A 20,191-nucleotide genomic window follows, 5' to 3' on the forward strand; every position below is an offset into this window, starting at 1 on the left:
TGAGAGCCACGGGCTCCACGCGGACATGTGCCAGATGGTTCCTGGCGCGGTACCGTGTGATACGATCCTGTAGGCAGCACGCCGAACCCGACGGCCGATGTGCCGTCAGGTCTGACCGCTCGGCCTCTTGATGAATGCCGCCCGCGTAGCGGCTTCGTTGCCGCCGCGGTACCAGTGCAGTTCCACAAGCACCGTCCTGACAGCCAGTGGCATGCTCGCTACGGCACGAGACACGTGACCAGGGCGCCACGCTGTGGACTGCGGGCGAGATGCCCGCGGTGTTCAGACCCGTGAGCATTGCACCGCCGCTGTACGGCCCCTGGAGGAAAGCCTTCACATTGGCAACAACCTGAACGGACGCAGACGCTGCCGTGCCTTCGTGTGTGCAGGATGGGTTGATTGGTGTTGTTGAGATCCACATACGAGAGCGTGAGGGGGTGATGCGCTGGCACAATGCGGTGAACGAGAGCGAGAAGAGGATCCTGACCCTGTATAGGTGGCTGCCCCGAGTATGGCCTGGTCACAGAACGCTATCGGCTCCGCCTGGCAACGGCGGCCTCCACCAGAAGATGGGACTGGGTTGGACGGCAGTGTACATCCCCGTCCCCGCGTCGGCAAGGCAATGATGCTGTTGTCAAAGCACGACGATGCTCGATCGTGAGCAGGTTGCTTCGTCGATACGGACATCCACATTGAATGTCTGCTGGTCGACGGTCGACACCCGGACGGGGAGACGCTGTCAAACACCCCGCCATTAAGCATGGGCCCCTCTTGCACAGCGTCAGGGCCGCCAGCATGCATATCATATCCACTGTTTCCATTGCTTGCTCCTTTACGGAATGGACGCTCAACCCCCCATCCATTGCTGATCATTTTATTGCGGGAGATCTTCGTCGTTGCGCGGTAGTAGTTTACCCGCATGATGCAGAAATATGTGCCCGAAGAGGTCATCCGGGATGCAGGACGGGTCCCACCGCACTACGCCGTGCACCCCCCGCCTGGACCTCGCTCGAGTGACGCGGGACACGCTCGCCGGTGACGCTGATGATGTCGACGGCAACATGTCCGGACACAGGAAGCGTGTACGGTATGACGGTCGACGGATTGCACGGGTTTGGTAGTTCTGCCTGAGCTCGACCGCGAGGAATGTCTGATCACCCCGCACGTCGGACGGCGGTGATGGTCAGGATGCTCCCTGCGGTGGTGACACTGATGCCCTGGTTCGCTGCATCGCGTACATCGGCTCCCGTGAAGCTCCAGAAGTGGACCCCGGCTGGCGTCCCTGAACTCGATCGAGGGCCATGGTGCCCGATCCGGATTGCACACCGGTTCCGAGGATCGCCCATCGATACGTACGGTACGGGCGATGCTGTCGATGGTCGCAAAGAATAGGGTTTGCCGGACAGGAATGTCCGTTTCACGGCACGCACACAACGAGGCGCGCGGGTCTGCAGGAGACCGCGACACTGTAGCCATGCACGCCGGAGCTGGTCCGCCGTCACGACGACGGCGATGATGTTGTCGACCCCGTTTGGCCGGGTCTGCCGTGAGCGTTATCGTACCGCCGGTGCACTGGGCGGGAAGTATCACGAAAGCAGAAAAGCATCACAAGAACCAACCGTCCCATGGCCGTCTCCTCCTGGCGGTCGGAGGGCGGACGAAGCCGTCCGCCCTACTGGTTCCGGACTCCGTAAACAATTCCGAATCGTGGCAGAGCCACGCAGATCGCTTACTTCACGAGCATCGTCTTCTTCACTGATGAGAAGTCGCCCGCACGCATGGTGCAGAAATACAAACCGGAGGAGCGGCATGGTCACGCGCATCGCGGCCATTCCACTGTACAGTATAATACCCCGCCGCTGCATTTCGTTGACGAGGCGTCACAACCCGCTCGCCGAGCACGTTATACACCGTGACCTCCACCGCGACCGATGCCGGCACCTGGTACTTCACCGTGGTGCTCGGGTTGGAGGATTCAGGTATTCTGCGCCAGATAGAAGGTTGTGGGGAGTTCCGCACCGTCTTCGCCCTTCCACTGGCCATCGCTGTGTTGGTGGCGTTGCGTACGGTCACGTTCTCGGCTTCCAGGCATGATCGCCCCTGCTTCAGCACTTTGAGTGCACCGGTGAGACCGCCGGAATTGCCCACTTCAACGTGCCTGCCGAGCACTGCCGCATCAACGCGGACGGTGCCTTCGCCGATGGTTGGCCTGAATGCCCGGCCTTCGGTACCGAACAGATCGCCACGCGTCGCCCGTCACCTGCAGCACCGAACGGTCGTAGCTCAGATTCCCACCGACGTGCCCCCATCCCCGGACGGCCATCGTTGCTGAAATGGATCGTGACGGCATAGGTGCCGGAGGTTCCGCCCGCTGCGGCGAGGTTCATCGCGAACGTGGTCGCCTTTGTCGATCTTCGCAGGAACGGCAAGCTTCGGTGCAATGAAGCCGTAGTTCGTGAAGAAGATCATCAGGTCTTCGAACTCAACCGACGGAGGCCGTCGGGATGCCGAAGCGCCCTGCCGGTGCGGTCTTGTTGTTCAACGTCGGACCGAAATCCGCTTCCTGTGCTGCCGGATACGGCCAGCCTGCTCCATTGGCTTCCGGTTCAAAATACAGGAACGAGAAGAGGCTCAGGTCCTGGAAATTCACCATGCCATCGTAGGCGCTGCTGCCGATGTTCCCCGGGCCGGAACCGGGGATCTGCCCAGGATGCCGTTCGTGGAACGATCGCATCGTTGCGCGGGCCGTCGATGTCCGCGTAGTTGCCTGCCATGTCCACCCCCGCGATGCCACGGTAGTGAGAGATACCGCGGGTCATCCGTGGCGAACCGTGCGTGCCGCCTGTCGTTGCTGCACCGTGACCAGCGTCGCGCCGATCCCATCCGCCTCTGAGGTCGGATATGCCGGAGCGGGCGCCACATACACCGGATACCCTGCCCACTTCGTGTACTGCACCTGCACGCCACGGAGGTTGGCATCCAGACCGGTGGTGTTGTCCCAGGTCAGGTTCACCTTCTTGTGTCCCGGGTTGCGGAAGTTCGCCACATGCACCGGCTTCGTATTCCGCAGATCGTCTTCGTGCCGATACCAACGTTCCGAGGATGTCCGTCGCCGTCCCATGACGGTGATCGTGCCAACACCAGGCGGATTACACACCGCGCTTCGCGACGGTCGGCCGCGTTGCCGTGCGGGAAGCGAACGTCGTCGGATTGTCGGCGGTGTGGCCTGCTGGCGTAGAACCCGCTCACGTTGGCCGTGATGTCGCCCGTGGTCAACGGATTGGTTTCCACGATGCCCGCGGTGATGCCGATGGCGTCGCCGTTCTTCAGATAGGCGTCGGTCCACGCGATCGTCTGATTGTCCAGCGTTACGGTCACTGCTCAGCGCCGTACCATCCACGATCAGGTCGCCTGCGGCGTCGGATCGGGATCGAGGTTGATCGTGATCGGCGCATTGGATGCATCGCGCATCTGCACGGAGGTCAGCAGGATGTGCTGCGCCGTCCGCTGCACCCGACGTGAATGCCTGGTTGAACAGGACGTTCACATACGGAATCAGGCTGCCGGACACGCCGCCGGGTACAGCAGCGACTGATTGACGCGCATGCTGGAGCCGTCCGGTTTGATGAATTCGAAGAAGCTGCTTCACGCTGGAGAAGAACGGCCCTTCCACCGGATCGCCATCGTCGCGGATCACCCCATCGTTGTCCCCGCCATGTTCACATCGACGCCTTCACCGTGGTGCCGTTCCGGGATGAGTGCCATCACCGAAACGTTCACGGTGGAGTTCTGCGGCATGTGGTGGGTCACCGGGGAAGATCGACACCGTCGGGAGCGTGGCATAGAAGTTCGCCGTATTGATGTTCCCGCTGAAATCGGAACCCTGGGGCGGGTTCTCGCCGCCGAACCAGTTGTACCGCGCATTCAACAGGGCCGGATCGGTGTTCTGGATGTACTTGTCGGAGGTCGTGGCGGTGTTGAAGACGTTGAAGTTCACCGACGTCGTGAGTGCCTGATTCGCCACGCTCACGCTCCACTGCCCCGGATCCAGGAGGGTGTTGCCCTGGATGATGTTGCCCGATGCCTGGCGTGCCGCGTTGATCTCCACCAGCACGTTGACCCGGTTGCCCTGCACCGTATTGCCGGAGATGGTGTTCTGCCGTGCGCCGCTGAGGCGGATACCTGCGCCTGCCGCCTGTCCGGAGACGGTCAGGGCCTGCAGGAAGTTGTTGTCCGCATCAACCAGCTGGATACCGTTGGCCGCGTTGCCGTTCACCGTCAGCGAGGTCAGCTTGGAATTCGCCGTGGTGCCGTACACGCCATTCCGCCCGCCCGTCAGCGTGAGTCCGCTGATGGTGAGCTGATTGCCGGCGAGGGTCAGGACGTCCACCGAGGAGTTCCGGGGCCGTCACCGCTGCCACACCCGCGCCGAGCTTCTTGATCACGAGCTGGCTTTTTCCCGACCGTCACTGCTTCGGCATAGGCGCTAGGCAGCGACATTGATCGTGCCCGGGACAACGACCGCATTGACAGCTTCCTGGATCGTAGCGAACGCGTTCGCGCCGAACCAGTGTCCGCTCACCAGCGCACCGGGGAGGGTGCCCGCCCAGCTATCGTCCACCCAGATCTCACTATATGATCCCGCCATCTGGCCGTAATTCACGACGCCGAGGGCGGCGTCATCGAGTCCGTGCATGATCTTGGATTCGATCTGCGACATCGTCGTGGAGCCGGTGAATGTGTTGGCTTCGTTGGCCGTGATGTTCGCAGAGGTCCGGTTGACGATATGATACGGGCCGCTGCCGTTGAGGGTGGAGTTCTTGATCACCACGCCCGTCGGGCCTGCATTGACCTTTCCCGACTCGCCGAAGCGAAGGGCATTCTGCGGGCCGGCAATGGTGGAATTCTGGATCGCACATCGCTCAGGATGGCGGGGTTTGCGCATAGCTGCCATCGTTCCGCGCCTTTATCGTGGCGGCAGCAGCGTCGGTGGGATCCGTCGCTGTCCCGTTGCCCCCGATCCGGTGATCGTGGAATTGATGATCTGGATGTTCTGATACGTCCCGTACTTCAGGTTGATGTCAATCCCGCATTGTTGTGATTGTAGCCGGATCGGTGCCGCTGTTGTCACCGTGATGCCATCGAACAGCGCATCTTCCAGCTTCTCGGCATAGATCCCTTCTGGAGGTTGTTGCTGAACGTAGAATTGGTGACAGTCACATTGGAGAATGTCGAGCCGTTCAGAGGTTTCGTCGCCGCGATGTACCACCCCTGCGTGTTCCCGTCGAAGGAAGAGTTGCTGATCGGTTACATGGGTCACACCCGCCGTCGTGGCGATCTTGAGACCGACGATGTTGCCATCAAACTTGCAGTTAGTGAGAATGAGGTCATCGAGCGGATTGAGGTCGAGGCCATAATTGAGTTGCCGACCGACGCCACATTTTCCAGCGTGTTGAAACTCGAGCAACAACGCCGGACTCGAAGCTCGTCACGCGCACATCTTTCGACCAGGGCGTGATGCCGCGGACGCTCCAGCCACGGTCGCTGATGCCATGCCGTGCCGGTACCGGTGATCACGGTATTCGCCAGCGGATCGGTGCCCCTGCCGGCGCCATCGAGGGTGAGGCGCTTGGTGATGGCGACAGACTCATTGTAGGTGCCTGCTGCCACATAGATCTTTCCACCGGTCACGACCCGTGCGATCGCCGGGGTGATCGTGGTATAGGGATGATACTTGCCGCCGAGGTCGCTTAGCGAATGCCACTGCCGCATCGACGACAGTACAGAAAGGACCGCTGGAGACACCCGCTGGTCTTCGATCACCGCTTCGTTGTTGGCGTTGCTCGCGGCAGCGATATCGGCATACGCGGGAGCGGGTGCCGAGCCCAGGATGGCGATGTCGTACATTGACGCCCGCCCCTGAACCCCAGGTGTTACCCGTGAAGGTGACGTCGCCACCCTCGAGGACCCATCCCTTGGTGCCGTAGGTGTAGTTGTTCTTGATAAGACCCGTGGTCGGACCGGTGAGATACATCGGCTGGCGGAGGGAATGGAACGTGTTCCCTTCGATCAGCATGCCGCTGTGGCCCCCCGACACCACGATAGCCCGGCTGACCTCACCGTCGCCGATGACGAACTGCCCGGAGACCACCGTGTTCTTCAGCGTGAAGTTGTCGGCATTCATCCAGATGATATTCTGTTCGCCGGTCTTGTCCGTCTTCTGGATCGCAAGGTCCTTGATCGTAACACCGGAGGCGGATACGCTGAACCTGTAGCCGGTCCCGGAAACGGTGACCGTGGTTGTTGGCGCGCACCCTTGCAATGTTGTCTAGCCTTGTTCATCTGGATATCATTGGCAACAGGATACGTGCCAGCTGCAACATCGATGAGGCCGTTTGCCATTACTGCACCATGGCCATCCTCGACCGATGCGAACGCGTTGAAACCGAACACCTTCCCGGCAGCAACGACCTGTCCGCCGGTGGATCCGACCCAGTTGTCATCGACGAACACATCCGCCGGGCGGGCGGCGACGAGTGCGGTCGTGGCTTCGGCGTGGGTTTCGACCCCACCCATTGCCGTTGGCGCTGCACCCGGATAGATGAGGATCTGTCCGTCGGGCTGCTGCATCGAAAGGAGGAATCCGGCCCCCGCGGTGATCTGCGCGAGGTACTGTGCCCGGTTGGCGGCATTGAGGGCCAGGACGGCGAACGCCGTGACCTGTGTATCGAAGTTCGTGGGATCCGTTGCCACGCAGGCAGGATTCGTGGCGCTCCACATCCATGCGCCGTTCGACTGCTGCAGGGCTGCCAGACGTGCGGCAAGGTCGGCCGTGGAATTGTCCGCGGCGTACATCCCCGCCGTTGGATCGAGATCGATGCCCGTGACTGCGGAGGCCCACACCGCGCCCGCCAGACCGATCATGTCATAGGAATTCGATGCTGTCGTCGTGGCATTGAGCGCCTCGAGCACCTTGGCCATGATCGCGGCCTTCACACCGTTCTCGCCCGCGGCCTGCGCACCGATAGCAACGCCACCCAGGTCCCAGGGGAGGAGCTCGACGATCCCCGCACGGCCCGCAATGACGGCGCTCCCGTACTCGGCAGCATCCATATCATTGGTTTCGCCGTACGTCCCGCTGTTCAGCTTGTCCCAGTAGTTGGTCTGCACGAACGCCGCATAGGAGGCATTGCCGGTGGCCGCGCCTAGCATTTCGAGGTAGTAGGCATCGAACGTGGCAAAGCGGGGATCGTTGTCCGAGAACAGCCGCGGATAGTTCGGGACAAGGAAGTTGCCGTTGGCGATGGCCGAGGTCAGGAACTCCGGGGTCCCGGTGTACTGATACGCACTCAGGATGCCGTACCCTGCCGGCCCCTGGACGTTGCCCTGGGGGACATCGCCGATGGACCACGGGAAGCCGCCTGAGGCCACCTGCTGCGACCGGAGCCATGAACCGCCGGATGAGAGAGGGATCGTGGCTGTGGATGTCGTGACCGGGGCTTGCGCCAACCGGGTGGTGCCAGCGGAGAACACGGGGCGGTCGGCCTTACCGTCGGTAAAGGGCTGGGCCGGCTGCCGCGAGTTCCCTGCGAAGAGCATGACCGGCACAAGAAGTACCGATAGCATCAACGCGAAGAGTCTCTTCATGATGGTTCCTGTTGGGATGTGAACACGAATGAGGGAAAAGGGGGTGCCGCGCCCGTGAAGGCGCGGCACCGGTACATCAACATCATTACTTCACGAGCATCATCTTCTTCATTGCTGTGAACTCGCCTGCATGCATCGTCAGGAAGTACACGCCCGACGTCACCTGCTGGCCGCGGTTGTCGGTGCCGTTCCACTGCACCGTGTAATATCCCGCTTCCTGTGCACCGTTGACGAGCGAGGCGACCTGCTCGCCCAGGACGTTGAACACCGCGATGCGAACTTCACCCGGCGCAGGCAGGGCGCAGCTCACGGTCGTGGTCGGATTGAACGGGTTCGGGTAGTTCTGCTGCAGCGCGAACTCGGTCGGCACATCGCTGACTGCCGGGGTGCGCATCTTCGTTGCAAGCACTGCGTTGGTGCTGGTTCGCGCATCCGTCGCCGTGAGGCCCATCGATGCCTTGCCTTCGAAGCGCAGCACCACGAGCTCACCCGCCGATTTCAGCGCCTCCACATCCGCACCCGCGATGGCGAGGTCCACATACACCTTGCCGTCACGTTCGCTGTACATCACCGGCACCGGGGTCTCGTAGCCGCTCAGGAGGGCGCCCTTCTCGACGCCCAGCAACCGGCCATGCGAACCGCTGAATGCCATCGAGAGGCCGCGGAGGTCGTTCACCGTGCCTTCGAGCATCACCGGCACACGGGTCTCGCCGCCGCCCGCCTTCACATCACCGATCGCTACCGTCACCGGTTCCGCCTGCTCCACCGCCTGCTTCGGCAACTGATGGTTGGCGCTGAGGCCGTAGCCGATCGAGAAGATGATGAGGTCCTCGAAATCGATCTTGCCGTCCACCTGCGGAGCGGAGAACACGTAGTGGTCAGCGGTCGGACCGATATCGAACTTCACCTTGTAGTACGACATGCCACCCACATAGCCCGGGACGCCGGACCAGTAGGCGGTTGCCCACGGGTTCAAGTCGGAGAAGTCGATCTTGCCATCTGCCGCTGCATCGTTCGCGATATTGGCCACATCGCCGAGATACGCACGCACATCGGCCTGATGCGGTGTCACATACACGCCAAGCGGTGCACCCGCACCTTCATACTTCCGGAGGTCGGATGCGATCACCGTGATGGCGCTGTGTCCGGGCTTCACCGTACGGAGCGTCAGCTTCGCAATGTAGTTGCCTGCCACTGCCGTCACGTTGTTCGGGCTCTGGAGGCTTGCGTTGATGCGAACGCGGTTGTTCGTACCGAGGTGGTCAGCGCTCGCATGGAGCGTGTTCCCACCAGATTCAAACAGCGAACCATCGAACGATACCGCGGAGTAGGCAAGATGTGCCGCATCCCACTCCAGGGTCAGGTCTGCCGCACCGAACTCCGTGCCTGCTTCAGGCACGATGTAGACATCGAACGTCTGCGTGGAGGTGTATCCCCAATCGTTCGGCAATGCCGGATACCCTGCCGGCAGTGGTGCCGGCGGAAGTGCCCACGCGTCGTTCGGGTAGATGCCGCTGTTCACGGCCGCTGCTGTGCTGCTGAGATAGAGCTGGAATGCCGTTGCCGGCGTGTTCACGAACGCGAACGGGGTGAAGTGGGTGGTGGTGAAGGTGAAGGTCTTCGCCATCGCATTGTACGTGCCGCCCACCGGGACCCAGGAGTTCGTGATGCTGTTGAGGTACATGATCTGGCTTCCCGCACCGAATCCGGCGATGTCACTCACATCCACCGTGACGGTTGCACTGAAGCTGTAGTTCGGCATCGAGGAGCTGATCATCAACCAGAGCGGGATGTACGTTGCGCCTGCCGGCGGGGCCGGGTACGGCGGGTTCGGCGGCATGCCGAGGAGGCGCTGCACGGTCACGCTTCCGCCACCCGAAGGCACGGTACCGAAGGTGATCGATACGCCGCTTTCCGGCCAGGAGTAGTTGCCTGCCGCCGGGACGTTCACGATCTCGGACTTGCCGTTCCATGGATCGAAGCGGACATGTTCGCTGACCTGCACGCCGGTACCATTGGCCACAACAGCCGTCGTCGGATCTGCAACACCGCCCGACGGGCCGCTACCGCTCCCCCACCAGTTGCGGCGGGCATCAGCGACCGGTCCGGTCGAAGTGACGCCATAGTCGCAACCCGTGAAGTCGTTGCCGGTGATCGTTGCAACGGTCACATCCGTTGCCGCATACCCGATCGCCAGGCCACTGGTGTTGTTGGTAAAGTTGTTGTCCGTCGCGGTGACCTGCGTTCCGGCGGCCCAGTAGGTCGTCGCAAGCACGCCGGCCGAGGTCGAACCGTCGACCGAGGCAATACCCCTTACATTCCGTGACCGTATTGCCGGTCAGGTCGCCGTGTGCGCCACCTTCCACCTCGATACCGTAGTCGAGCCAGTTGCCCGCGCCCTTGCCGGTGAAAGTGTTCTTGGTGACGAGGCCGTTCGTGACACCGGCACCATACATATAGATGCCGATGCGGCCGATGTTGCTCAGCGTGTTGCCGCTGATGGTCATATTTGCTTCATAGAACGCGATGCCGCGTCCGGCATAATCCGGTCCGCTCGGGTTGTAGCCGATGTTCTTGAGGATGTTGCCGGAGATGGTGCCGGGGCCCTTGGAGAGGATACCGATGTTCACGAGCTTCCCTGCGCCGTCCAGCGTGACGCCGGAGAGATTGAACGTCTTGCCGGGGTTCACGAGGAACCATCCGCGGCCGTCACCGGAGCCGCCGGTATTGGCAGACGGGGTGATGATGACCGTGTTCTTGTCGGCGCCCACGACCGAGACGTTCGTGTTCACGACGACCTGCGGGCCTTCGACGTACGTTCCGGGGTCCACGTTGATGATGTCGCCGTTCTTCGCTGCGGCGATCGCCGCCTTGATGCTCATGAGATCGCCGGCATAATCATAGACCCGGAACGTGCGGACCGAGGCGTTGTCCGTGACGTTGTGTAGATAGCGGTCCACGGGCAACATGTGCGCTGCGATCCCCGGGAACCCTGCGAACGCCTTTGCCTGGTCCAGCGTCTGGTAGAACCGCGTACGGGTGAAGGAGTACGGGATGCTGTTGTAGGCTTCCGTCTCCTGCGGCCCGCTTACGGCAAAGCCGAAGTCCATGGCGGACAGCGTGACCTGTGCATGGTCGCCCGCGTTCGTGCTGAAGGTGATCACACCCGGCACGGTCGGATTTGCCCAATCGGCGCTCTCAAGATAGAGCGCGCCCTGGCCTGTGGCCGATTCGCCAAAGGAGTTCGTACCCTGAATAACGATGCCGTTCGTGCCTCGCGGATAGTACCGGCCCCACGTGAACACGCCGATGCCGCCCCAGGAGTTCCCCGAGGTCGTGATGCCGGTCATCGTGATGTTCTCGGCATCGCCCATCTGGATGCCATTCCCACCGTTGTTCAATGCGGCGACATTCGTCAGGGTGATATTCTTCGCACCGTTCATGTTGATGCCGGTGCGATAGCAGTTCTGGACCTTCACGTTCTCGAGGGCACCGCTCAGCACCGCAGCGTTGCTGAACTGAATGCCGTAGCGGGCTGCTGTGGATGAGCCCTGGACGGTCAGGTTTTTGATCGTGACATTGTTCGCGACAGCATCGACACCTGCACCGTTGTTGGAGCTCGCAAAGTGGCGATATTGATGATAGTAGTCTCCATGCCTGCGCCGATCAACTGGAGGTTCGGCTTATTGAGGTTCACGCCTTCCGTGTAGGTTCCGGCGAGGAGCCGAACGGTGCTGCCGGTGACCATGTCCACGCCTTCCTGGATGCGGGCAACTGCGCCGCTGACCGGGCTCGTGGGGCTGACGCGCACCGCGGAGAGATCGCCCTGGAAGCCGATCTGTGCCGGGGCCATATCCGTACCTGCTTCAAGCCACGGCGAGTAGTCGATCAGCGCCACGAGGTCGCCGGAGATGCGGGAAGCGCCGGTGCCGGGGTTCGTTGCCGTTCCGCCGTATGCGACCGGAATCTGCGCAGCATAGCCCGGTTCGCCACCCGGGGTAGAGGTGATGTTCAGCATATTGGAACCGAGCCAATTGCCGGAGAAGTTGTATGCCGTCGTAGAGTTCGCTTCCACTGTCTTGCAATCGATCTGGCTGTACCAGTTGTCGGAGATGTTGTTCCCGGTCACGTTCAAGTTCGTGGTGGCCGTCATTCCTACCGAACCATAATAAATGACGAAGCCGACGGTCCAATTGTCCGTGATCTCGTTGTTCTGGATCACCGTATTCGACACATTGTTCACAAGCTGGATACCGGTCCGGTTGAAGGTGATGATGTTCTCGCGGACGATGTTCCCCTGTGAGTTATTGAAGTATACGCCGGTCCGGTTGCCCGTGAGCTTGCACTTCTAAAGGATGTTGCCGGAGGTGAGCTGTCCGACGTTCACGCCTGTGGTCTTCGGATGGGCTGCCCAATCCGTGGTGTTGTTGCCGTCGCGGGTGATCGTGAAGCCTTCCACGAGGATATTGTTCGCGCCCAGGTTCAGCGTCGGGGTCCCTGCGGCCTTGAGACCCAGGATGATGCTCTGATCGATCCCCGCGCCGCGCAGGGTGAGCTGCTTGGTGACATTCACGTCTTCAGCGAAGGTTCCGGCCGCAACCGTAACGGTCGCTCCGGGGGTCGCAGCGTCAATGGCCGCCTGAATGGTGGCGAACGTCCCTGCAGGTGCGCTCACCGTGACGATGCCGGCATAGCCCACGGTAACGCCGGGGATCGCCGACGGTATGGCACACCGAGGCCGTCTAGCATCACATCCACGGCATTGCCCGTGAAGACTGTTCCGGCGAGGATGTTGCCGCTCACGGTGGCATTGTTCGTATTGAGCTTGTTATCCTTGATCTGGATGCCTGCGATCGTGCAGTTCGAGATCGTGACGCCGCTGATGTTGCCGGTGGTGGACTCGCCATTGCTCGGGCCGTAGCCATCGTAGTTATCGATGCGGATACCGATGCCGCATGCGTTGATCGTTCCGCCGGTGATCGTGACGGTGCTGGTGGTGGCATCGTTCCACAGGTTGATGCCGATCCCCAACCCGGTGATCGTATTGTTCAGCACGTTGACGCCGGTGGTCCCCTGGATAGAGGAAATCAGGATGCCACGGGTCGGGCTATAGCCCGGGACCGCCGTGATGGTATTGTTCGCAACGGTGAACGTCGAACAGTCGGCATACATCAAATTGAAGAAGATGCCCAGCCGGTTCGTCTGGATCGCGTTGTTCGAGATGCTGTGCGCCGCGCCCGGTATTGGCCTGATAATAATTCCCCGTCTGGATGCCCGTGCGGGTACGGGTCAAAACGTTACCGGTTACTTCAGCGTAGAAATTGTTGTAGAGCAGGATGCCGATGCCCCACGACGGCGGCATCATGTTGTCCAGCTTGTTATTCCGGATGGCGTTGCCGGAGGATGCCGCCCCGCCATTGTCCCAGTTGTAGAACTGGAGGGCCGCATACGAGAACGACGTGATGATGTTGTTCTCGACGACGATGTTGGATCCACCCACGTAGCTCCAGATCGCGGACGAAGCGTCCACATCGATCCCGTTGCTGAGCACTCCGCCGGTGAGGGCTGGATTGTTGCCATCGAAGGTCAACCCCTTCACGGTCACATTTCCCGAATGGATGTCCATGATCGTCTGGTCACCGTCAGATCCGGATTGATACGCACCGGCGACGGCGGTCATGAGCACTGCTTCAGCCACGCGCGATCCTGTGTTCGGATCGATGAGTGCGTTCGGTCCCAGAAGGGTGACCGCCTTCGTGACGATGACATTCTCCACATAGGTTCCGGCCGCAACATGGATCGTTCCGCCAGCATCGACTCCAGCCAGGGCAGAATTGATCGTTGCAAATGGGTCGTCCCCCAACCGGGATCCGCTGCCGTGAAATTGTCGTCGACCCAAACCTCGGCCGCTGCTGTCCCCGACAACCGGGGGGCAGAGGATATCCGCGCCTGTTTGGCAGCGGCGACTTTTGACTCGGGAGAGACCGGTGTCATATCGCGTGTGTCATCGGTAACGCCGATGACCTGGGCCCCGGTGCGAACATTCTTCGCATCCGCACCCCACGCCGACCCGGTACACATCGTCGCTACAAGAGCGAAGACAAGGATCGTGGTGAAGACGTGTTTCATGGTTTCACCTATCGCAGATGATGGAACAAGTGGATTGTATATGTTCAGGAACAAAGGATGGTGGACAGTCAGATTGCTCTGCGTTGCCGCACAAAAAGCGGAGGTGTCTTCCCCGATGAATGCATCCCCAGATAAAAGACACCGGCGCGATCGTTCACGTGGCTACGCAAAAGGACCGCTGTTCCCCAGGATACCCCCCGGCGTCTTGCCGTGCACATGCAATGGACAAATAACCTGCCGGGACCGGACGCCCGTACGCCGAGCGAACCGGCGATACCCGGCCGAGAAATGATCGTTGCTAGTGACTGTGAAGCCGCAGCGTCTTGTGCGGTTCGATGATCAAGAGGTGTTGGAGTTATATGCTAGAAGCGTGCCACGGCGGGCACTTCAAAACCAGTTAAAAAAGGGGATTTCTAAGGCGGTTGGTATCGGGGAAAGAGCCCGGGTTTGCATGGACAAAACCGAAGTTGCCTTCAGGGGGACTACACAGCAAGGTATGGGATGTTACTCCTCGTCGCGCTGCAGCACCACCTTGTTCGTCTTGAGCGCCTTCCTCAAGCCCGGACCGGTGATGCCGGCCATCGCGGCTGCCTTCGCGACATTGAAATTCGCCCGCCGCATCAATTCCGAAAAATACCCGCGCTTGAACACCTCCTCGGCACTGCGATAATTGGGCAATTCGTCGTACCGCGTCGCCAGACACTCCCTGCACCGGTCCCCTTCCCCGTCACGCTTCACGATCCCCAGCATCGGAAAATCCACCGGTTGCAATTCGCCCGTCTGCGAATACGCAAGTGCCCCTTTGATCGAGTTCTCCAGCTCCCGCACGTTCCCCGGCCACCGGTGCCCCTCCAGCGCCCTGATCGCTTCGGGCGACATGGAGTACTGCCGGCCATCCGATTGCCCCCCGAACTTCTGCAGGAAATACCCCGCAAGCGGGGCGATGTCCTCCCGGCGTTCACGCAGGGCCGGGATGTTCAGCTTCACGCCGGAGATGCGGTGATAGAAGTCCTCGCGCATCCTCCCCTTCGATACGACGTCCTCAAGCTTCTCGTTGGTGGCCATGATCACCCGCACATCCAGCCGGGTATCCGGCCGCCGCGGGTCCTGCCCCACACGCGCGATGCTCTTGTACTGCATGAACTGCAGCAGCTTGAGCTGCACGGTCTCGGTGAGGCACGATACCTCGGGGATGTACAACGTCCCCCCGTTCGCCGCCTCGAGCTTCCCGATCTTGGCCTTGTCCGCCCCCGAGAATGCCCCCTTTTCGTGCCCGAAGAGCTCGCTCTCGATGATGGATTCGCTCAGCACGCGCATGGCCAGCGGGATGAAGGGCTTGTCCCTCCGCGCACTCCGCTGATGGATCTCGAACGCACACAGGTCCTTCCCTACGCCGGTCTCGCCATGGATGAGTACATCGAACGAAAGCCCGGCAAGCCGGGTGATCTCGTAGTGCACTTTCTTCATCCCCTCGCTGGCGAAGACGAGACGGTCGTGGAACTCGGCAAAACTGTTCTGGAGCGCGCGCACACTGATCTCGAGCGTGCGGCGCTCGAGAGCCTTGGTGAGTTTTGCGGCAAGGATGTCGCGGTTGAAGCTCTTGGACACGAAATCGTACGCGCCGAGGCGCATGAGCTCGACAGCGGTTTCGGTGTCGGCATGGTCGGTGACGATCACGACGGGCAGGAACGGATCCACATCGCGGTGCAGCGCCAGCAACACTTCGCTGCCGTCCTGGTCGGGGAGACGGAGATCCAGCAGTACGGCCGCCGGCCCTTCGAGCCGCGCCATCTCCAGTCCCTTCTTGGCCGTGGTTGCGGTCCGGATGTGATAGCGGTCGCGCAGCAACGATTCTACATCGTTGAGGAATGCGACGCTGTCGTCGATGATCAGTACTCGGTCCATTGGACTTTTCTATAGATAAAATCGATGAGTTTCAGTGGGTCCCGGTGGTATGCTCCTCCATCGGAAACTCGGATCTTGGGGAAGCTGCACCAGTGATACCACACATCCAGCCGCTCCCGACGCGAGTTTCCGCTGGAGGAGCATACCACCGGTCCCCCGACCGGGCATGATCTCCCCCCGGAAAGCACGCTTCCGGACCACGAGCGACCGCGTTCTGAGTCTTCCTACAGGCGAGCCAGCTCGACGATGAAACGTGAGCCGGTCGGTGATGTACTGTCCAGACGCAGCGTACCGCCGCACCCCTCCAGGCACCGGAGTGCATGCCCGAGCCCGAATCCACGCCCGCTCCCCTTCGTCGAGAAATGGTCCTCGAAGATGTGGGTGCGGATCTCTTCGGAGATCCCCGGGCCATTGTCTTCTACTTCGATCAACACACGCTGTCCGGCACCCTGCACTACACGCAATGCGATGGTGGGCATGTCGCTCCGGTCGCTGCCCGCACTGGCCTCCAGAGCGTTCGTCACAAGCGTGGAAAGCACTTCGTTCAATTCGGAGGTACGCATGACCACCGGCAGCGGCGCGGGGTCTTCGTTACAATTGATCACCGCCTGCGTCCCGGTGCACCGGAATTTCGCTACGGCGGAACGGACGATGGCGTTCACGTCGCAGGTGAATTCCACACGCAGCAGCGCGTGCAGGTCGGACGTGAGGACCTTGATCTCCGCAACGGCACGGACCACCTCGCGTGCCAGCGATGCGAGCCGGTCCTGCAGCTTCACGTCCCCCAGCAACGCAAGGATCTCGGGCAATGCAGCGCGCATGCTGTTCGTGGCGTGGCGCAGCTTGAGGGCGTCCGAGGCTATCGGACGGACCGCATCCCGGAATGCCGTGTCGGTGGCAAGAATATGCATCAACGAACTGATGAGCAGGAGCTGGTGCGTGGTGGTCTCGTCGAATTCCTGCGCGGCGATGCGGAAACGCTGCACGGGCGAGGGCCCGCCCACACCGCCGCCGGAGAGCGGGATGCACAACGAGTCGAGATTCTCAAGGAACAGCGCGATGCGGTTCAGATTCATCGCCGCACTTTCGCCATGCCGCAACGCATGAAGCTTCGTGAGGAGCTTGTCCACCGCTTCGCTCCGCACCGCATGCCGGAACTCCGCCTCGGCAACCTTCCGCTGGGTGATGTCGTGCAGGATCACCTGGATCCGGCCGTCCGACATCCCCCGCGCACTGATCTCCACGTCCACCCGCCGGCCATCGGCACAGACCAGGCTCCGTTCCGAGGTGACCCTTCCACCATTCTGCAACTCCCGGATCCGCATGGGCTCGGCGGCAAGATGGTCCGCCTCGATCAGGTCGGAGAACCGCATCGCCAGGAGCTCTTCGCGCGGAAATCCGAGCAGCTCGCACGCACGGGAGTTCACCGCCACTATCCGCTGCTCCCCGTTGCCGATGATGATCGGTTCCGCCGCCTGCTCCATGAGCATGCGGTATTCCCGCTCGCGCTGTTCGAGCGCCCGGCGCGAGGCTTCGCGCTCCGAGACATCGGTGAACGTATGCACGAACCCGGACCACGTCCCCGCGTCATCCACCATCATGTTGGAACGGTAGTCCACTTCGTAATGCCTGCCGTCGCGCGACAGGAGCGTGGACGGCGGCAGCACGGTGTACACGTCATGCAACGGATGCCCGATGGCCTCGTCCACGGTCCACCCGGTGAGCGCTTCGGCGACGGGGTTCATATACCGTACCGCACCGTCCGTGCCGGCAACGATCACCCCGTCATCGATATTGTCGAGGGTGGCGGCCAGGAGCTGCTTCTGCTCGCGGATGGTGGTCTCGAGCCGGTTGCGCAGAAGCGCGATCTCGACGGCGGCATGTAACTCCGCTTCTTCGAACGGCTTAAGGACGTACGCGAACGGCTCGGTGAGCCGGATGCGGGCGATCAGCTCGGCATCGGAAAAGGCGGTGATGTACACGACCGGGATGTTGTAATGCTCTTTGATCCGCGCGGCGGTCTCGATGCCATCGATGCCCGTCCCGAGGTTGACATCCATCAATACCACATCGGGATGCGAAGCCCCCACAGCGGACATAGCGTCCTCCCCTGACGACGCCATGCCCGCTATGTCGTAACCGAGTTGCTGGAGGCGATGCCGGATATCCAGGGCAACCACGGCTTCATCTTCGACGACAAATATGCGGGGTTTCATGATTGGACTAACCAACACGTGCTGGTCTCGAGCGTTGCTGCTTCTGCGTCCGATCTTTCGAGAAAATTCGGGATACAATAATGTCAATTCTAGTTCACCAGTCAATTCCCGAAAATCTGATTCTCGTGTCAGAATTTGCGGAAGTTTTCGTGTAGTCCGTGGACTACACGAAATTTCACGCACATTCGAACTTTTTGCTGAAACTACAGTTTACTGGTGCATGAATGGCTTTCGCTTCATGCTCTATCTTTCGTCGCATTTGCATACTGTTGCAGAAGCCTGGGAGATTAAAGTTGTTTTTCGTACCTTCTCTCTATGAAAGAAGTCGCCGTCGGCATCATCTTCCGCAATGGTACCGTTCTCACCGGTCAACGAAAGCATACCGCCCGCTACCCGCTGAAGTGGGAATTCCCCGGGGGGAAACTGGAGCCGGGTGAGACTCCAACCGCAGCACTTGTGCGCGAACTGGACGAGGAACTGGGGATCCATGCAGTGCCCGGACCCGAATACCACCGCCAGGAGTGGGACTACGGCGACCGCGCCTGGCGGGTCTACTATTTCCCCGTCCATGCGTTCACCGGCGAGCCGGAGAACCGCACGTTCGCTCAGATCCGGTGGGTTCCACTGGACGAACTGCTGACGATGGATATCCTCGATGGGAACCGGGAAGTGGTGGAACGCATGGCCAACGACATGAAGAGCCACGGGTGAAACGGAGAGCGATCGATCTTCGCCTCCTCCACCGGGCCATACGCACCTGGTACCGCCGTCACGGTCGGACCCTCCCCTGGCGCGGGATCAGGGACCCGTACCGCATCCTGCTCTCCGAGATCATGCTCCAGCAAACACAGGTGAGCAGGGTGCTCGTGAAGTATCCGCTCTTTCTCAAACGCTTCCCCACCATCGCCGCCCTCGCACGCGCACGCCGCGCGGATGTCGTCCGCACATGGCAGGGCATGGGATACAACAACCGCGCGGTGCGCCTTCACGCCCTCGCGCAGGCCGTGATCGCACAGCACAACGGACGCATCCCGGCCACCGAAGAGACACTCACCGCACTCCCGGGGATCGGCACCTATACCGCCCGCGCTGTGCTCTGCTCGGCGTTCGGCATGCCGGTGTCGTTCGTGGATGTGAACATCCGCCGCCTCTTCTCACGCGTCTTCTGGAAGATGCCCGACACGGGCCACATGGTGCCCGAACCCGCGGCCCGCGAAGTGGCGGAGCTGGCCCTCCACCGCACACACGCGTACGATTGGAACCAGGCACTGATGGACATCGGGGCAACGATCTGCACCGCCCGCGCACCGCTCTGCACGGCATGCCCCCTCGCTTCACTCTGCGCCTCGGCCGGATCCATGGCGGCACCGCCGCCGGCGAAGAAGAAACCCGAACGCTCGCTCGAGGGCATCCCGCACCGCATCTACCGCGGACGCATCATCGAGCAGCTCCGGCACAGCGGCGCCCGGCGTGCCGTCCCCCTCTCCACCATCGGACCGAAGATCCTCCCGCAGTTCGGTGCGCGGCATACGGCATGGCTGGAAGGGCTGATGAAGGATCTCGAACGCGATGGCCTCGTGCGCATCTCGTCCGCCGGCGGGAAGATGACGGTCCGCCTTGCATGAAGCCGAAGCGCTACAAGGACATCGAGCAGGTCCACCGCGACCATGCGGAACGCGGTGAGCGGGCGCGGGAACGGCTGCGCGAGTTTGCCAGGGTGCCGCCCACGGAGTACTTTTACGAACTGGCGTACTGCCTGCTCACACCGCAATCCAGTGCGGTGAATGCGGACACGGCGGTCGCCCGGCTGAAAGAGCTCTCGTTCTTCGAACGGGGTGGAGACCCCACACCGGTGCTCCGCCAGCGCGATGCGTACATCCGCTTTCACAACACGAAGGCGCGGCGACTCCTGACGGTGCGTGAACAGTTTCCGGTGATCGCGGCCCGGCTTGCGGCAACCCCACACGGGACACCGACGGGGGCACCAACGGAGGAGGTCCTTGCCCTCCGCGATTGGATGATCGCCCACGTAAATGGTCTCGGACGCAAGGAAGCTGCACATTTTCTTCGTAATATAGGGTACCGCGGTCTGGCGATCCTGGACCGTCACATCCTGCGGAACCTGACGTATCATGGGGTGCTTCGTACGATGCCAACGTCTCTCACCCCGGCGCGCTACTCTATTATAGAGGGGCTTGTCCGGCAGTTCGCCGCGGACACCGGCATCGATATGGATGAACTCGACCTGTTGTTCTGGAGCCGGGAGACCGGCGAGATCAGAAAATAATACTGGA

Annotated in this window: 16 protein-coding genes and 2 pseudogenes; 3 read left to right on the top strand and 15 right to left on the bottom strand. The window is 61.4% G+C overall.

The features are described 5' to 3' along the window. Nucleotides 1-2,482: 2,482 nt before the first annotated feature. The 15 genes and pseudogenes from IPI01_19470 to IPI01_19540 all read right to left on the bottom strand — a co-directional run bounded on the left by IPI01_19470 (nt 2,483) and on the right by IPI01_19540 (nt 17,897). On the bottom strand, nt 2,483-2,734 hold the full coding sequence (locus IPI01_19470) for a hypothetical protein (GenBank protein ID MBK7259935.1): 252 nt from the start codon (nt 2,732-2,734) through the stop codon (nt 2,483-2,485). An 81-nt stretch (nt 2,735-2,815) separates the two neighbouring features. Continuing rightward, nucleotides 2,816-3,013 (bottom strand): hypothetical protein, encoded by a 198-nt coding sequence (locus IPI01_19475; GenBank protein MBK7259936.1) that lies wholly within the window; start codon nt 3,011-3,013, stop codon nt 2,816-2,818. Then, on the bottom strand, nt 3,010-3,378 hold the full coding sequence (locus IPI01_19480) for a hypothetical protein (GenBank protein ID MBK7259937.1): 369 nt from the start codon (nt 3,376-3,378) through the stop codon (nt 3,010-3,012). Before IPI01_19480 ends, IPI01_19475 begins: the two co-directional genes overlap by 4 nt. 355 nt (nt 3,379-3,733) lie before the next feature. Further along, the gene (locus IPI01_19485; GenBank protein MBK7259938.1) at nt 3,734-4,390 is read right to left on the bottom strand and encodes a right-handed parallel beta-helix repeat-containing protein; all 657 of its coding nucleotides are present in this window, start codon (nt 4,388-4,390) and stop codon (nt 3,734-3,736) included. A gap of 96 nt (nt 4,391-4,486) precedes the next feature. Then, entirely contained in the window at nt 4,487-4,945 is a 459-nt protein-coding gene (locus IPI01_19490; protein MBK7259939.1) for a hypothetical protein, read from the bottom strand. Nucleotides 4,946-4,966: 21 nt separating this feature from the next. Further along, complete coding sequence (locus IPI01_19495; protein ID MBK7259940.1) at nt 4,967-5,470, bottom strand: hypothetical protein; 504 nt, start codon at nt 5,468-5,470, stop codon at nt 4,967-4,969. Between the two features lie 177 nt (nt 5,471-5,647). Beyond that, nucleotides 5,648-6,322 (bottom strand): right-handed parallel beta-helix repeat-containing protein, encoded by a 675-nt coding sequence (locus IPI01_19500; GenBank protein MBK7259941.1) that lies wholly within the window; start codon nt 6,320-6,322, stop codon nt 5,648-5,650. 1,410 nt (nt 6,323-7,732) lie between these two features. Beyond that, complete coding sequence (locus IPI01_19505; protein MBK7259942.1) at nt 7,733-9,922, bottom strand: T9SS type A sorting domain-containing protein; 2,190 nt, start codon at nt 9,920-9,922, stop codon at nt 7,733-7,735. Between the two features lie 964 nt (nt 9,923-10,886). Beyond that, nucleotides 10,887-11,219 (bottom strand): annotated as a pseudogene (locus IPI01_19510) (right-handed parallel beta-helix repeat-containing protein). Further along, a pseudogene (locus tag IPI01_19515) lies at nt 11,207-11,989 on the bottom strand (right-handed parallel beta-helix repeat-containing protein). The pseudogenes IPI01_19510 and IPI01_19515 overlap by 13 nt, the downstream one beginning before the upstream one ends. 6 nt (nt 11,990-11,995) lie before the next feature. Next, a complete protein-coding gene (locus IPI01_19520; protein ID MBK7259943.1) occupies nt 11,996-12,346 on the bottom strand; it encodes a hypothetical protein in 351 nt (116 codons plus the stop codon). Further along, the gene (locus tag IPI01_19525; protein MBK7259944.1) at nt 12,319-12,822 is read right to left on the bottom strand and encodes a hypothetical protein; all 504 of its coding nucleotides are present in this window, start codon (nt 12,820-12,822) and stop codon (nt 12,319-12,321) included. The genes IPI01_19520 and IPI01_19525 overlap by 28 nt, the downstream gene beginning before the upstream one ends. After that, nucleotides 12,755-13,510, bottom strand: coding sequence for a right-handed parallel beta-helix repeat-containing protein (locus IPI01_19530; GenBank protein MBK7259945.1), 756 nt, complete (start codon nt 13,508-13,510; stop codon nt 12,755-12,757). The genes IPI01_19525 and IPI01_19530 overlap by 68 nt, the downstream gene beginning before the upstream one ends. Before the next feature lie 770 nt (nt 13,511-14,280). After that, nucleotides 14,281-15,681, bottom strand: coding sequence for a sigma-54-dependent Fis family transcriptional regulator (locus IPI01_19535; protein ID MBK7259946.1), 1,401 nt, complete (start codon nt 15,679-15,681; stop codon nt 14,281-14,283). Between the two features lie 224 nt (nt 15,682-15,905). Beyond that, on the bottom strand, nt 15,906-17,897 hold the full coding sequence (locus tag IPI01_19540) for a PAS domain S-box protein (protein MBK7259947.1): 1,992 nt from the start codon (nt 17,895-17,897) through the stop codon (nt 15,906-15,908). Nucleotides 17,898-18,212: 315 nt separating this feature from the next. Here IPI01_19540 and IPI01_19545 point away from each other — a divergent pair, with 315 nt between their 5' ends. The 3 genes from IPI01_19545 to IPI01_19555 are packed head-to-tail and all read left to right on the top strand — an operon-like array spanning nt 18,213 to nt 20,184. Further along, nucleotides 18,213-18,608, top strand: a complete 396-nt coding sequence (locus IPI01_19545; protein ID MBK7259948.1) for a (deoxy)nucleoside triphosphate pyrophosphohydrolase — start codon at nt 18,213-18,215, stop codon at nt 18,606-18,608. Then, nucleotides 18,605-19,522, top strand: coding sequence for an A/G-specific adenine glycosylase (locus IPI01_19550; GenBank protein MBK7259949.1), 918 nt, complete (start codon nt 18,605-18,607; stop codon nt 19,520-19,522). The genes IPI01_19545 and IPI01_19550 overlap by 4 nt, the downstream gene beginning before the upstream one ends. Beyond that, the gene (locus tag IPI01_19555) at nt 19,519-20,184 is read left to right on the top strand and encodes a DNA lyase (GenBank protein ID MBK7259950.1); all 666 of its coding nucleotides are present in this window, start codon (nt 19,519-19,521) and stop codon (nt 20,182-20,184) included. The genes IPI01_19550 and IPI01_19555 overlap by 4 nt, the downstream gene beginning before the upstream one ends. Nucleotides 20,185-20,191 lie beyond the last annotated feature (7 nt).

This window comes from Ignavibacteriota bacterium (assembly GCA_016707525.1).
Lineage (GTDB): Bacteria > Bacteroidota > Ignavibacteria > UBA10030 > UBA6906 > JAGDMK01.